Genomic DNA, 15,698 nt, shown 5'->3' on the forward strand with positions numbered 1-15,698 from the left:
AGCTATGCTCGCATTAAAAATTAAATACTTAGGATTTTTCGCACTTACAATGCTGCTCATTGTTTCAGGGTGTAAGAAAATTAACTACGCTAAAATAGACGACCCAGCTTACTTAAGGGTTTTTAATAACCTGAATTATGAAATCGGGATTACAAATAAAGATGAACCAATACCCTTTTTAACCATGCTGATCGATCCCGTAATGGATGGACAGGGCATGCCAGTCAGTGCTGCCATCAAGGGCGATTATCTGGATCAGCGTGAGCCCTATGCACCGCCTTATCCGTCACATATCGGAAACGGCAGTTCCGTAAATAATCCGGAATATCCAGGTCGCCAAAATGTATTGGTCGGACCTGTTTTAAACGGGTTTGACTTGAGTAGCTGGGCGCAGATTCCTTCGGGTAAGCATCGTGTGGTCTTTATGTTCCGTCCAAAAAATTCTGTTCCATTCTTTGATTTGGAAGCCAGGTATAAAAAAAGTGTTTTAATTGATACTAATCTGGTACTGGATAGCAAAGAAGTATACACCTTGCATATCCTTCAAAAAGATGTCGCAACCAAAGAAAATGGAATTTTATTGCGGAAGGAGAATTTTCACAAACTTTCTCTTTCTGATTCACAGGTCTATGTCAACTTCTACAACATGAGTTCAAAAGGATTTTGGCAGATAGACAATTATAGCAAAACTGGGAATGGGAAAAATTTCGAAAAAGGAGCGCTGGCAAATGGTATTAAAGACCAGATGAATATATTTTATACCCTGTATAAAGGCGCACCCGCACTAAAAACTTCAATAGCCGGGCATACCCGTAAATTGATGACTTCTGTAAGCAGAAATACCAGTGCCGTTGAAGTAAGCCCATACCAGAGTTTTCCTTTGTTTGCAGATGGGGATGCAGGTGGTATCACGACAGATCTGTGGCAGCGATTTGAGCTGCTGGCACCGGGAATGGACATTAACAATGTCCCTTACGGTTTTAATACTCAAGAGAACGACAACAGTTGGGCACCCATCAATTGTGTACTCAATGGTAAAACAAAACTATCGTCGGACAATGGTGCAACGTTACCCAATATGATTGTAAACATCCACTCGGGAGTCTATAATCCACGGTCTTTTGCAACTGTTAATACGATTGAAATTGTGAATGGTAATGTTTACCTGACTACCGTGCAAAGGAAATATGCACCACCGGTTTATTAATGGAATTGAATCAAAAATACAGATGAAACGTAAAAAAACATTTCACATTTTCTTTTTATTGATCCTGACTGGCTTACTGGCCAGTGTAGCATCTTGTAAGCATAATGAACTTACTGTAGCGAAGGAAAATGAAAATTTCAGGCCAGCGGCCGATTTTGTCAAAAACAATTATGACCTCAGTCTGTTTGCTGCGGCAATAAACAAGTCTGGCCTTTCAGCAGAATTAAATGCTGCGGGTTCCTTCACGCTGCTAGTGCCGGATGATGCAGCTTTCAATGCCATTGGTATTAAGCGAGCTGCAGATTTCGACCGGATGAATCCCGATAGTTTGAAACACATGGTTAGGAGACATGTACTTACCCAGCGTTTATTCTTTCAGGATATTCCGACAAATGGCGTCGATGTCCGTTACAGGACCCTTGCGGGAACAGAAGTGTATTGTTCTTTAGCTAGTTATAGTAAAGGAAATAGCGCATACCCGGTCAACGAACTTTATTTCAATGGCTCTTTAGTTAATAGAAAGGACATCACACTTTCAAATGGAGCATTGCATGTATTGAACAGGGTAATGAAATCAAGTCCTGGAAATACCATACAAGACTTTCTTGTCCAAAATTCGAAATATAGTATTTTCGTATCCGGTTTAAAAAGGTTTGGTTTATGGAACCAGTTGGCACAGGCCGGGCCATTTACAGTTTATGCGCCAGAGAACCAGGAGTTCGAAAAAGCAGGGCTAACGGCGGCTATGATTTCAGAATTAGATCCTTCTCTTTACCATGCACAACGTTTATTCGGCGCATATATCCTCAAAAATAAGCATTTATTTGTTTCAGATTTTCGTGTTCTGAGCGTGATCAACGAAAGTGAAAGCATTTTTAAAATACCCCTGGAGGGCGATTCCTGGTATATCAGTGTCAACAGTACCAAAAGCTTTCCAGGAAATGTCTTTTCGTATGACATCGCAATTACGACAGCTAAAGATTATCCTTACGAACAAGTATCCAATGTGTCCAGTAACCTGCAGTCGGGTATAGATATAGTCGCAGAGAACGGTCTGATACACGATTTACAAGGTATCCTGGTTTTACCAGCACAGGCACTTAAACAGAATTAACAGTAGAAAGATGAACAGACATAAAATATTTGCCTTTTGCTTGTTGCTGCTTGCATTGGCATCTTGCCGGAAAGAGGAATATAAACCGGTTATTGAAGGTGAAAAAATACAACATGAGGAACTGACCACCACACTCAAGGAAGCGCTGGATGCCTCGTCCTACACTTTGTTTAAGGCTGCCTGGAAAAGAAGCAATATGGACAAGCTGCTGAACGAAGCAGGTAAGAATATTCCACATACTTTATTGGTGCCTACAGATGAAGCTTTTATTACAGAAGGGTTGACCCTCTCGGTTATCAATGATATGGAACCCAGATTATTAGATAGCTTGTTATGCTATCATACGGTACTAGGTGCATTTGATCCTGTAAGTGTAGCAGCAAAATCGGGTAGTTCCCAGGGAATTTCTTTGTTGAAAAATCTAAACCTGAGGTTGCGCGCAACGGAAATTCAAAACAGATTTGACCAGTATGCATACAGACAATACCTGGGAATAATAGCCGGTGAACTGATGATTAATGGTGAAAAAAGCGGAAAATTACCTGCGGTTATTACAGCGAACGGCACATTATGGCCAATAAACAGAGTATTACACAAGCCTACTAAAACGATTTTAACAGCACTACAGGAAGACGGGCGTTTCGGAATGTATCTGGGGATGTTGGAGATGCTTGATCAGTTGTGGATGGAAGATTCTATGGGGATTTTCCCGAGAACCCCGTATACGGCGGGATGGGTGCTTAGATATGACCCCTTTGGTGAAAATGTAAATATTGACTTTACCACGATTTTTGCACCAACAGATGCTGTTTTTCAGCAGGCTGGCTATCCGGATCTGGATGCATTGGTTGCATTTAATAACAGCAGACCTCGACCATATCTGGACTGGGAGACTTTTACAATGGCCGGTGGTTATGCTGCAGATAGTCTCCTTGCATTGAATCGCTTTGGTGTGCAATTCATTCCATATTCTGATTATGCAAAGGAATACAACCAAATGGTTTTTTATATAAATGATTTTAGCAACGATAATCTGTCAGATTTTAATGTGATGGTCAGTCAGGAATCGGGGATGAAAGCTTATAAAATGCCCTTGGAATTTGGACGCGATGCCAGTGGAAGAATATTGGTGAAAGCAAAGCAGTCTCCACATCCGGCTGCCACTGTCGTTGAACAAATCAATACCCTTATGGGTCCTATTCACGTCATAGACAGGTTGATTCCAACCAAGGAATTCAAGTTTTGATCCTTCATTCAGTCGATTCAGATAATAGAAAAATGAGATATTTAAAAAATATAATAACTGTCCTGTTATTGTCCGGTTTTACAACTTGTTTATTCAGTTGTAAAAAAGAAGCCGCACAGGTAGAAAGTATTAATGGTACGATTAGCGCTGTTATAGCAGATAATTTTAACCTGGCTGTTTTTAGTACAGGTTTAAAACAAAGTGGATTGAATAGCTTAATGCTCGAAAAAGGACCTTTCACAGTTATTGCGCCTTCTGATGCAGCATTTAGCCTGGCTGGTTTCCCAAATGCGGTGAGTATCCTTTCGGCACCAGCAACTAGAATTTCATCTATCATGAACTACCACGTGTTACGCGGCACCTATGAACTAAATAAACTGCCCTTTCTTTTCAATCAGGAAATCCGGTCATCGAACGGTGGTAAGCTATTTGCAACCCGCTGGATTAAAGGGCAGGATACCATTTTAACGCTAAATGGCTCCAGAGTGCTGAGCCAGAATATTAAAGCGACCAATGGTTTGATTCAGGTAACAAACAGGGTGCTAGAGCCTTATGTGCATGAGCGGATCAGCGAGTCTTTAGCTTCAGATCGTAACCTGAGTTTGTTTTACCAGGCACTCAGACGCTCGGGTATATTAGCGACCCTGGACGGCAAAGCTACTTTTACTGTTTTTGCACCAGTTAATTCAGCGATGGAAAGCTATGGTCTGGGTAATGTAGAGGATATTAATAAAATGGATCCGGAGGTATTAAGTAAACTAGTGAGCTATCATATTTTAGCCAACCGCAGATTCATCTATGACTACGTACTGACTGCAGGAGCAACACCCGCTGCTGAACAGGCAATGATGGACGGTAACTCTGTTAAGATCACACTGGTCTCAGATCCCCAGATCCCCGGAGATTTTAAAGGAATTACGCTACTTGGGACAGGTAACACTTCAGTTGTCAATTTAATAAAACAGGATGTACTCAGCGGAAATGGCGTTGTCCATTCCATTGATGCAGTTTTGAAAATTACACAGTAATCAAAAAGAAATAAGATTTCAGAAATGACCTTACATAAAATAATTAAACAAATCAGTTTCCTGTTCCTGCTGTGGTTGCCCTTTGTGGTGATTGCCCAGGAAACCAGCGGTACATTGAACGGTAGCGTATTGGATGCGCTAGGTCAACCCTTGCCTGGAGCTTCCGTTATGGCTGTCCACCTGCCTTCAGGTACCAAATATGCAACATCTGCTGACCAGAAAGGACATTATTATCTTCCCAACTTACGTATTGGTGGCCCTTATCGGGTTACTGTGGCTATGATGAGTATGAAAGCGGGTATAAAAGACGATGTTAGCATCAGACTTGGTGCATCAGTTACTTTGAACTTTGCGCTTTCAGATGAATCACAGCAACTTGCTGAAGTCGCCATCAGCGCTAAAAAGAGCGGTACACAGGCTAGTAGTTACGGATCGGGAAAAAACATCAATGCCGATCAGGTGAAAAACATGGCAACAGTTTCCAGAAGCATTACCGATATTACTCGTCTGGTGCCGCAGGCTAGTAAAGACAATAGTTTTGGTGGTGCCAATTTCCGTTACAATAACGTAACAATCGACGGTGCCATCAATAATGATGCAATTGGTTTTAGTCCTTCTTTAGGCGGGCAATCAGGTACTTCAGGTATGGCCGGGAGTTCTACACGTACCAACCCGATTTCCCTGGATGCAATTGAAGACATGCAGGTATATCTGGCTCCTTATGATGTGAAAATTGGTAATTTTACCGGAGGCTCGGTCAATGCCGTAACCAAATCCGGAACAAATACTGTTGCTGGTTCGGTATATGGATTTGGTCGGAATGCCAGTCTGACCGGAAAAGATAAAATTGGCTCATTAGGTAAGATGAATGGTGATTTTTACGACTACCAAACTGGTTTTCGTATCGGTTTCCCAATTGTAAAAGACCAGTTGTTTTTCTTCAGCAACGAAGAGATTACGCACAGGCAGGATCCCCAGCAGTTGCTGGTCGGATCGACAGAGACCAGTCATATTTTGACGGCCTCAGATGCAGCTGCGATTTCTGCAGCTAATTTTATTCAAGCGGGAACTGCTGGAGACTTTAATACCTATGCCAAATCAGTAAAACTCTTTAATCGTCTGGATTGGAATATCAACGATAAACACCAGTTGGTTTTGCGCAACAATACAATCTTTTCAGAGGCTTCTCATATGGATCGTGACCAGCAGGATTTTAGGTTTAGTAGTATGGCGTTTTTACAAAAGAACAATCAAAGTTCTACGGTTGCCGAGCTAAAAAGCCGGTTCAACAACCGGCTATCAGGAAACCTTCTGGTAGGTTATACTATAGTTAACGACTCCAGAAATCCAATGGGTAATCCGAGCTTGCCCCAGGTGCAGATTGCAGGGCGTACGCCAGGAACTACAATTTACCTGGGAACAGACCGCGAGGCCAGTATTTTTGATATGAAACAACGTACGCTGGAAGTTACGGCCAATTTGAGCTATAATATCGGCAGGCATACACTTACATTGGGTACGCACAATGAACTTTATAACATCTCTTATGGCTTTGTTAATGCCTGGAACGGTCGTGTTGATTACTTGAGTATTGAAGATTATCTTTCCAATACACCATATCGTGTACGTGGTGCTTATAGCTACGGAAACAATAGCCGGGATGATCTGCTGGAAAACCAGGCAGCAAAGTTTGATATGAATATGTACAGTCTGTATATTCAGGATGAAATCAGGGTGTCAGAAAAATTGAAGATCATCCCAGGCCTGAGGGCTGATATGGCACATTTGCCGGAAATGCCGCACCTCAGTGAAAAAACTCAAAATGCCCTTTCTGATCCTTATTTTGGCCGTACCTATCAGTACACTCCGCTGAGTCGGATCGAGAACAAGTTTTTAAATAAAGTACAACTCTCGCCAAGACTTGGGTTCCGCTTTGACTGGAATGGCGATCAAAGCCTGATCTTAAGGGGGGGGACAGGTTTATTTACTGGCCGAATTCCAATGGCCTGGCTGGCCTATGCCTATTACAATACAGGTGACAGTTTTGGTGGATTTGATCAGAAAAGAGATCAAAAGCCCTTCGTTCCCGGAAGTAATCCGCTACAAGGTGGGCCAAATGGGATTGGTCAGTTTATCAGCCAAAATGGAGCAGTATTAGATCATCCAAACAGTGGTAAAACACAGGTTGACTTAATTGACAATGGTTTTGTAATGCCGCAGGTAATGCGATCTAGTATCGGTGTCGATTATGCCACCGAAAGCCAGTGGAAATTTACCCTCGAAGCCATGTATACCAAGAACCTGAAAGATGTATTGTTCCAGCAGTTGAACGTACAAGACAACCCCACATATTATGGATATGACAAGAACCGTCAGCAGCCAATTTACAGCGGTACTGTAGATTCACGTTTTTCTAATAGTTATTTGTTGAGCAATACTAGTAAGGGCTATCGTTACAGTTTAACCGCGAGTATCAACAAAAGTATTTCTGATTGGTTTCAAGGTTCATTTTCCTACACTTACGGACAGTCTAAAGATTTGAGCAATGGTGTGCGGAACTCTATGGAATCTAACTGGCAATTAAACCAGGCCTTGATTCCAAACAATCCAGTACTGGCCAATAGTAATTTCGATATCAGAAACCGGATTGTGATAAATGCTGGTTTCAACAAAGTCTGGTCAAAAGCCGGCAAAACCAATATCTCATTGTTTTTTAGTGCACAATCTGGCAGCCCCTTCACCTATGGGGTAGTAAATAATAGCGTACAGGGATTACCTCAACAGGTTAGTTTAGTATATATTCCGCGGAGTGATGAGGCTATACGTTATTTTCAGGACAATTCTTCCGCAACAGCTGCTCAACAGGCAGAAGCATTTAATCAATTTGTGAACGCAGATGATTACCTAAAAAACAGGAGAGGGGCATTTACCGAACGTAACGAAGGCCGTACGCCATGGAATTTACAAGCAGACTTACATCTGTCACATGACCTGCTGCTAAGTGCCGGGAGCAGGCGGTTCATTACATTTACCGCTGATATCATCAACTTAAGCAATTTGATCAGTAAAAAATGGGGCGTTCAGTATTTCTCGCCCAATACTTTCAATTCAACTTCAAGTGTTGGCTTAACACCAACTTTGTTTCCTCCTGCACAAAATGCAGGCAATTACCCTGTTTATGAATTCAGTAATCCAGGTAAACCTTATAGCATAGATTATTATGGTTCAAGGGTCCAGGTTCAGTTTGGGGCAAGGTATACTTTTTAAATATGGAGATCAATCGAAATATGATATACGATATGAATTACAGAAGAAAATTTAACACCGGGACAACCTTTAGGATTCTGGTAGGCCTGCTCATGCTTTTGATCGGCGCCTGTAAAAAAGATAAAATAGAAGCCATCAAAATACCACTTTCCATAACTGAGTACTTTCCGAACAGCGGTAACCAGGGCACACTGGTTACCATACAGGGGACAGGATTTGGCGAAAACCCAGAACACGTAACCGGAACTTTCGGTGGTATTAATGCCGATGTGGTTAGTGTTACACCAGATGAAATCGTACTAAGAGCACCTTTAAATGGAAAATCAGGAGAGATTAGTCTTAAAGTAAATGATGAACAAGTTAGCGTAGGGAGCTACACCTATCAGGAATTAAGTGTGGGCGCAATTAGTCCTTCAAATGGCGGGGCAGGCACCCATATTAAAATTTCTGGTGCCGGATTTAGCAGTCTGCTGCAGCCAGCCCAGGTATTCGTTAATGGAAAAGCCGCCGTTGTGATTACAGTAATGGATACCCTTTTGATTGCAGAGGTTCCTGTAGGTGCAGGATCAGGCCCTGTAATGGTAAAGGTTGATGGGAAAGAAGCTTCTGGTCAAATTTTTAAATTCCAATTGATCAATAGCATCAAACCGCTATCTGGTGGTAAAGGGACTGTGGTTAGGATCAATGGAACAGGTTTTGAAGAAGAAGCTGCGGGCAATATTGTGTATTTTAATGGTAAAATAGCTACAGTAACAGCGTCAGCTGCAGATCACCTGCTGGTCATTGCTCCCGATCAGGTAAATACAGGCCCGCTTTCGGTAACCATTAATGGACAAAAACTTTCCGGTCCGGTGTTCACTGTAGTTGCGCCGCCTGTAATCGATGTGGTTACACCTTTAAGTGGCCCGAAAGGATCAGAAATGACAATTTCCGGAGCTTTGTTTAGTGCCATAGCAGACGAAAATAAAGTGTTTATTAATGGTATAGCCATTCCTGTTCAATCTGTTACTGAGACCCGGATTAAACTCATCGTTCCAGGTGGAACTGGTAACGGTACGGTAAAAGTAGTGGTAAATGATCAGGTTACAGAAGGTCCGCAGTTTAAAGACCAGAATCTGGGTGTTTTTTCTGTAAGTCCCGATAATGGTTTAGCAGGAACAACGGTAACAATTCATGGATCAGGATTTAGTACAAACGCAGCAAGTAACAAAGTCTATTTTAATGGGATACTGGCGCCAGTAAAAACCGCAACTGAAAACACAATTGTTCTTGATGCCCCTACCGGATTGAGCACTGGAGATTTAAAAATCGTTACGGGTGGACAAGAGGCTTTAGCACCTCAAAAATTTAGAAGAGCCGGCATAATTACCCTGGCGGGAGGTCCAAATAGTCATGATTTTGGTAGTGCACTGACTTCAATGGCTTTAGATAACGATGGGAACATCTATGTCGTTGATGCAACGAATAAAGTCCTGAAGAAAATTACTCCGGATGGGATAGTGAGTACACTAAAATCAAACGGTACAATCCTCACCTTTGCTGCGCCTTATGGAATCGTTATCGATAAACAAAATAACATTTATGTGTCTGATCAGTCCAGTAGGGAAATTCGGAAAATTACGCCTTCAGGGCAAAATACCGTATATGCTTCAGGTTTTGCAGCAGGTTTAATGACTTTCGATAATGATGGAAACATGTATGCTAATGTTAGTGGTTTTGGTGCAGGGATGAATCGTGTAACTCCTTCGGGTAATTATTCCAAAGTTATTGGTCCCTTATGGCCAAATTCCCGTACTGTAGTAGACGCCGCCGGGGGAGTGTATTTCGTTGATCAGGGCGCTACAGGTAACAATGGTATATCTAAATTGAACCCGGCAAACCCTAATGATATGTTAAGAATAGGATCCTCCAATCCTGATTATGTGGATGAAATCGGATTAGCTGCCAGATTTAATGGCATTGAAGGTGGTTTGGCACTGTTTGGCAATATCAAGATGATTGCCGGAGATCGGTATAATTATGCCATCAGGGAAGTCGATATAGCCACAAGGGCAGTATCTACTTTATTTAAATTAACTCCGGGTTTCGCCGATGGAACACTTACCAGTGCAAAAATAGCATCTATGAATGATCTTGCCGTAGATAAAGAAGGCAATATCTATATACTGGATTCAGGCAATAAAGCTGTAAGGAAGGTACTCCTGAAATAGAATGTTTTAAACGTTTTTCATTTTTAATTCATACTCGATTCCGGATTGGCGAAAGGCAATCCGGTTTTTTAATGTCTTTTAAAAATGGAGTTACAGATCAATTTAAGATGAAGCAGCGGTAAGTTAATGTCAAGTATAGTTTATTATAAGTTAACATAGGCGTAATATATTGGCTTGATCAGACTCCTATTTTTGCTGGTGACTTATTTGTGCATCAAATGGCTAAAGATTACAAAAAAATATCCGATCAATTATTGCTTGAAGAATGCCGTGAAAACAATACACGAGCTTATGATCAGTTATTTGAACGGTATTTCAGTGTACTTTACAATTTTTCACTTACCTACGTTAAAAATAGTGCAGTTGCAGAAGAGTTGGTGATGGATCTGATGTTTACCATCTGGCAGAAAAGACATGAACTACAAATCGATGGAGAAGTATCAAATTATCTTTTTCGTGCAATGAAAAATGTACTGTTCAATTTTATCCGTAGAAAACAATTACAAACCACCCCAATTGAATACTGTCCGGAGCAGCAGCTTGGACAACATAATTCCGCTGACCATGAACTTCAGCATAAAGAACTTGAGCAGGTTTATCAATTGAAATTAAAAGAGCTGAGCCCTCAGCGCAGAAAAATATTTAAACTGAGCAGGGAAGAAGATCTGACTTATCTGCAGATTGCAGAAAATATGAACCTCTCTGTAAATACGATCAAAAGCCAGATGCTGGCATCGCTTAAATATTTTAGGGAAAACCTGAAAGAACATATCGACATCACCATGTTTCTGCTCTTCATTTTATTTATTTAATTTTTTTTCATTCTCGCTCACCCTCCCTGCCAGATAAATGTGTCTTGTAGTTGAAGGATAAAATAGAATGAATTTAAAAGTAGATAAAGCCCTGATTGAAAAATATCTGGAAGGTAGCTGTAATGATGAAGAGCTTTTACGGATCCATAACTTTTTAAAACAAGAAAATGCTCAGGATTTATTTGATGAAGTATGGGATGAGCGATGGGCCAGTCAGATAAAAACAAACATAGGCCCGGAAAATACAGGGCAAATGGCAGCCTGGAAGAACACCATTCATGAAAGGATCAATAAAGAACTCCCTATTGAAGAAAAAACAGATATTCCCTTTTTTAAAAAAACCGGGATATGGAAATACGCGGCCGTATGGATGCTAATTGTTTTTGCAGGCTTCTTTGTGATTCATTTAACAAAAGCGCCAAAAGCGCCTGTTTTGGCTTACATACAAAAATACAACCCAAATGGTAGAAGGACAATTATTACGCTCCCGGATAGTTCGCAGGTTTATTTAGGCGCCGGAAGTAAGTTAAGCTATGCGGCGCGGTTTAGCGGTACTACCAGAGAGATTCATCTGGAAGGAGAGGCTTTTTTTGAAGTGACTAAAAATCCTTACAAGCCCTTCATCATTCATACTGGTAACATTACAACCAAAGTTCTCGGTACCTCTTTTAAAGTAATAGCATTTGAAAATAAACCGATCACAGTGCTAGTCAGCACCGGTAAAGTAAGGGTAGACCGACATGTAGCAGATCAGGTAGAATCCATAGCTGTACTCAAACCGGGACAAACGGTTACCTGGAATGAAAAACGCCATGAAAAAACTTCGGGAACGGCGCTGGTTTCAGATATTACAGGATGGAAAGACGGATTATTGGTGTTTAATGAAACACGCTTGTCAGACATTGCAACTATCCTGGAGCGCTGGTACAATGTAAAGATCGACTTCAAAAGTAAAAGGACAGGTGATAAGTTGATGAAAGTCAATTTAACGGCCAACGTCCCTGTAAATACATTAATGAAGATTTTGTCCGTTTCAGGACAGTTTAAATTTCAGATAAAAGGCAATCACATTACCATAATTTAGAAAGGAACAAAAATGTAAATACTTGACCCAAAAGTACGCCCCCCGATTAAAGGGGGCGTGGAAATCATCAAAGAGCCGCTTGTTTTCGAAGACCGTGCAGCTCAAGATTAATATTAACAGATATCCGCCATAGGCGAAAAAACCGTAATGATCAAAAATATGCAAAAAGGATTACATCTGCGTTCTTCTTTTCGATTTATTAGTATGCTAAAAAAAGCAGCTATTACAGTCCGAAAGAAGTGTAGCGAGGTGGCTAAAAACAATCTGGAAACAGATAAAATTTATTTCTTTATGAAATGTTCGTTTCTTCTGATCGCTGTAAACCTCACATTTGCAGGTATATTGTGCGCCAGCCCGGTACGCAGTCAGAATTTGAATCAGAAAATTAAACTTAAGTTTGAAAACGTAAGTGTTGAAAACTGCTTAAAGGCTATAGAAAAGGAGTCTAACATTCAAATCAATGCCCAGATCAGCTTGCTGAAAACTTCATCTGCTAAAGTAAGTATCAACGCCGCAGATATCACCGTAGCTGAGGCACTGAATCGGGTGTTGAATCATACAAATCTTGAATATAAGCTGATTGAAGGGTATGTGGTAATTACCAGAAAACCTGTGCCGATTGTGGTAACAGGAACTGTGGTAGATGAAAAAAGCCACGAAACCCTGATCGGCGTAAGTATTAAAATTAAAGGTTCAGGTGGGGGAGCGTCTACGGATGTAAACGGTAAATTCAAAATCACTGTGCCTGAAGGTGGAGCGATATTACAGGTTTCCTATATGGGATACCAGATGCGCGAAATCAAAGTCGATGCCAGTACTAAAGAAATCACCATTGCTTTACGCGCTACAGCTACACAATTGGGAGAAGTTATGGTGCAGGCCAGAAGAAAAACCAATACAGAAGTTGCAGTTTTAGACGAACGTAAAAAATCAGCGATCGTACAGGATGCCATTTCTGCGGCTCAGATTGAGCGTACCGGAAGTATAACTACAACTCAAGCTTTACAAAAAGTTGCAGGCGTAACCATTACCGATGATAAATATGTAGCCATTAGGGGTTTAGGTGATAGGAGTGTGGTTGGTCAGCTGAATGGAATTCGTCTGGCATCTTCAGATCCGGATCGGAGTTCTATTCCTTTAGACCTGGTGCCGGCATCTTTATTGGATAACGTAACAATCTATAAAACAGTTAGCCCTGATAAACCTGCCGATGCTGCTGCGGGTATTGTGGAACTAAAAACAAAATCGGTACCTGACAGTATGGTGGTCGACTTTGTATTTCAATCCGGCTTTAATTCCAATATTGGAATTGGTGGACAGTACAATAGTTTTTACAATAGCGACATGGGGTTTCTGGGTACGGACATCAACAAGAAAAACCTGTCTAAAGATTTCCTAAAGCTGGAGCAGCAATATAAAGGTGGCCAGGCCGAGATTCAGCGCATGATTGCCAACAGCGATTATAGTGCTGCTGTTAAACAGGAAGTAAACCGCATCAATGGGATTATGCAAAGCTTTGATCCGGTCATGACCACCAGGTACCACCAGGCACCGGTTAACCAGCTGTATTCTGCCAGTTTTGGTAACAGTTATACGGTATTTAAAAAACACAAGCTAGGTGTAATTGCAGGTGCTAATTATTACCGCAGAACAACGGATATTTCTGGTGGGGATGTTCAGCAATACAGCATATACCAGGGGGTTGTTACTGGAAATCCGCAGATTAAAAGTCCGAGAAATATTCCCAACTACATCACACCGAATAGTCTTTTTATGGGTAAATATCAGACTTACAAGGAGAATACCGGTACAGAAACCTTAAACTATGGCACCTTACTTGGATTAACGTATCGCTTTAATCCCCAGCACGAAATCAGCATGCAATATCTGGGCAGTTGGGGTGGTGAAACCCAGGCATCCAACATGCGTGGTGCTTATGAATATACGGATTTGTCAGGTGATGTGAAAAGTACGATTTACTCCTTACGTCAATCTTACCGTAAATTAAACACTTTCAATTTACAGGGTGAGCATAAATTCCTTAAAAATGAATATTCTCCAAGATTAAGTTACAACGTGGCCAGTTCAAGAGCTGGACAAAACGATCCCGATTATCGTTTTGTAAACCTGATTGATTATACGCCTAAAGGTGGTGCTTATATTGGTCTGCCCTCTACAAATCCAAACAATGCTAATCCCGGTTCTTTGTATACCGATCATTTGTATGCGCTTTCTTCGGGTTATGTGAACGGATTTGGTGCTTATGGCATTATCCAGGCAGAGCCAAATGGTCGAAGATGGCGAAACCTGGATGAAAAGAATTACAATTATAAAGCAGATCTTACTGTGCCTTTTAAATTATTTGGCGCAAAACAGGAGTTTAAAACCGGGGTTAATTACTTGAACAGGAAACGAGTATTTAATGAGAATGTCCTTTTTCTGCCAGGTTCTAACTTCTCTTCTACGTATAGTCTGCCCCTGTATACTGTAGAAGGAAACCTGGACCGGTTGGTGAGTAACGAAATCATCGGCATCCGTCCGATAAGTTCAGGCAACGGCGAAGGCTCAGGTTCCGTGGGCGGATTTTTATACAACAGTCAGAAATCTCCAAACAACTACAAAGGTTTTTTTGAAACCAAGGCTGCTTATGCCATGATGGATTTGAAAGTAACCGAAGATCTGAGGCTTACAGGCGGTGTCCGGTTCGAGTCTACCAATATCCAATCGGCTGTGGATACTTCTGGTGTATTTTTAGATCCATCGTTAACCACACCTGGTCCTGATGGTACAAAGGTTCCATTAACGCTGACCAATCCAAACTCTGTTTATAAAGTTGGTTACAAGCCTTTCTATTCCTTAAATGCCACGTACAATTATAAAGAAAACATGAATTTCCGTGCTGGATTTAATACCACACTGGCCAGACCGGAGCTGAGAGAAATCACCAATGTATTTGAGTTTGATGCTTTCCAGATGGGGCTTGTAGTCGGTAATCCTAATCTGGTCAATCAATCTACTCAAAATCTTGACTTCCGCTGGGAATGGTTTCCCAACAACGGAGAGGTTATCGCGGTATCCCTATTTGGTAAACGTATTAAAAACCAGTTGTATAAAGTATTTAATTTACAAACCAGCGGTCTTGCCGCTACTTATCCAGAGTATCCAACCATCCGGTTTGAAAATGATCCCAACATAGGTAAAGTATGGGGACTGGAACTGGAATTGGTTAAAGACCTTGGCCGGATCTGGGATCCGCTGCGTAACTTTTTTGCAGGTACCAATTTATTGCTGGCACAGAGCCAAATCAAGAAATCAGCGGCACGGTTAAAAGCCAACCGCTCTTTAGACCGGCACACACCAGACAATAGCCCTTTGTTTGAGCAGGCGCCATATTCCATAAACGGATGGATCAACTATAATAATAAGCGTTCCGGAACCAGTTTAACAGGAACATTTAACATGATCGGTGAACGTTTGGTACAAATTAACTTAACCGGAGAGCCAGATTTGTATACCCGTCCGGTACCCGTTTTGGATTTTGTATTCAGTCAGCGTGTTGTTAAACGAATCACTTTTAAGGGGTATGCAAAAAACATCCTCAACCCTTCTGTTAAGACAGTTTATGCCAATCCTGGCACAGGAGGCAGATGGTATGGTAATGAATACATTAACCGTAGTTATCAGCGCGGCGCAGAAGTTATGATGGGATTCACTTACAATTTGTATTAAT

At 41.3% G+C, this 15,698-nt stretch carries 9 protein-coding genes; all 9 read left to right on the forward strand.

Translation table 11 applies throughout. The features are described 5' to 3' along the window. Positions 1-4 precede the first annotated feature (4 nt). The 9 genes from IM797_RS16295 to IM797_RS16335 all read left to right on the forward strand — a co-directional run bounded on the left by IM797_RS16295 (position 5) and on the right by IM797_RS16335 (position 15,697). Entirely contained in the window at positions 5-1,207 is a 1,203-nt protein-coding gene (locus IM797_RS16295) for a hypothetical protein (protein WP_194128214.1), read from the forward strand. Between the two features lie 22 nt (positions 1,208-1,229). After that, on the forward strand, positions 1,230-2,321 hold the full coding sequence (locus IM797_RS16300) for a fasciclin domain-containing protein (RefSeq protein ID WP_194128215.1): 1,092 nt from the start codon (positions 1,230-1,232) through the stop codon (positions 2,319-2,321). Positions 2,322-2,331: 10 nt separating this feature from the next. Continuing rightward, positions 2,332-3,567: a fasciclin domain-containing protein gene (locus IM797_RS16305; protein ID WP_194128216.1), complete on the forward strand. Its 1,236-nt coding sequence runs from the start codon at positions 2,332-2,334 to the stop codon at positions 3,565-3,567. 32 nt (positions 3,568-3,599) lie between these two features. Then, positions 3,600-4,595: a fasciclin domain-containing protein gene (locus IM797_RS16310; protein ID WP_194128217.1), complete on the forward strand. Its 996-nt coding sequence runs from the start codon at positions 3,600-3,602 to the stop codon at positions 4,593-4,595. A 24-nt stretch (positions 4,596-4,619) separates the two neighbouring features. Further along, positions 4,620-7,862 (forward strand): carboxypeptidase regulatory-like domain-containing protein, encoded by a 3,243-nt coding sequence (locus IM797_RS16315; RefSeq protein ID WP_194128218.1) that lies wholly within the window; start codon positions 4,620-4,622, stop codon positions 7,860-7,862. Positions 7,863-7,894: 32 nt separating this feature from the next. After that, positions 7,895-10,072: an IPT/TIG domain-containing protein gene (locus IM797_RS16320; RefSeq protein ID WP_194128219.1), complete on the forward strand. Its 2,178-nt coding sequence runs from the start codon at positions 7,895-7,897 to the stop codon at positions 10,070-10,072. Between the two features lie 218 nt (positions 10,073-10,290). Next, entirely contained in the window at positions 10,291-10,884 is a 594-nt protein-coding gene (locus IM797_RS16325; RefSeq protein ID WP_194128220.1) for an RNA polymerase sigma factor, read from the forward strand. A 67-nt stretch (positions 10,885-10,951) separates the two neighbouring features. Then, complete coding sequence (locus IM797_RS16330) at positions 10,952-11,968, forward strand: FecR family protein (protein WP_194128221.1); 1,017 nt, start codon at positions 10,952-10,954, stop codon at positions 11,966-11,968. A gap of 291 nt (positions 11,969-12,259) precedes the next feature. Then, the gene (locus IM797_RS16335; RefSeq protein WP_194128222.1) at positions 12,260-15,697 is read left to right on the forward strand and encodes a TonB-dependent receptor; all 3,438 of its coding nucleotides are present in this window, start codon (positions 12,260-12,262) and stop codon (positions 15,695-15,697) included. Position 15,698 lies beyond the last annotated feature (1 nt).

It is taken from the genome of Pedobacter sp. MC2016-24 (assembly GCF_015223055.1).
In the GTDB taxonomy this organism is placed as follows: Bacteria; Bacteroidota; Bacteroidia; order Sphingobacteriales; family Sphingobacteriaceae; genus Pedobacter.

Excerpts from the sequence above, each read along its gene's own strand:
- IM797_RS16295 (WP_194128214.1), top strand. The coding sequence starts at position 5 with ATGCTCGCATTAAAAATTAAATACTTAGGATTTTTCGCACTTACAATG.
- IM797_RS16300 (WP_194128215.1), top strand. The coding sequence starts at position 1,230 with ATGAAACGTAAAAAAACATTTCACATTTTCTTTTTATTGATCCTGACT.
- IM797_RS16305 (WP_194128216.1), top strand. The coding sequence starts at position 2,332 with ATGAACAGACATAAAATATTTGCCTTTTGCTTGTTGCTGCTTGCATTG.
- IM797_RS16310 (WP_194128217.1), top strand. The coding sequence starts at position 3,600 with ATGAGATATTTAAAAAATATAATAACTGTCCTGTTATTGTCCGGTTTT.
- IM797_RS16315 (WP_194128218.1), top strand. The coding sequence starts at position 4,620 with ATGACCTTACATAAAATAATTAAACAAATCAGTTTCCTGTTCCTGCTG.
- IM797_RS16320 (WP_194128219.1), top strand. The coding sequence starts at position 7,895 with ATGAATTACAGAAGAAAATTTAACACCGGGACAACCTTTAGGATTCTG.
- IM797_RS16325 (WP_194128220.1), top strand. The coding sequence starts at position 10,291 with ATGGCTAAAGATTACAAAAAAATATCCGATCAATTATTGCTTGAAGAA.
- IM797_RS16330 (WP_194128221.1), top strand. The coding sequence starts at position 10,952 with ATGAATTTAAAAGTAGATAAAGCCCTGATTGAAAAATATCTGGAAGGT.
- IM797_RS16335 (WP_194128222.1), top strand. The coding sequence starts at position 12,260 with ATGAAATGTTCGTTTCTTCTGATCGCTGTAAACCTCACATTTGCAGGT.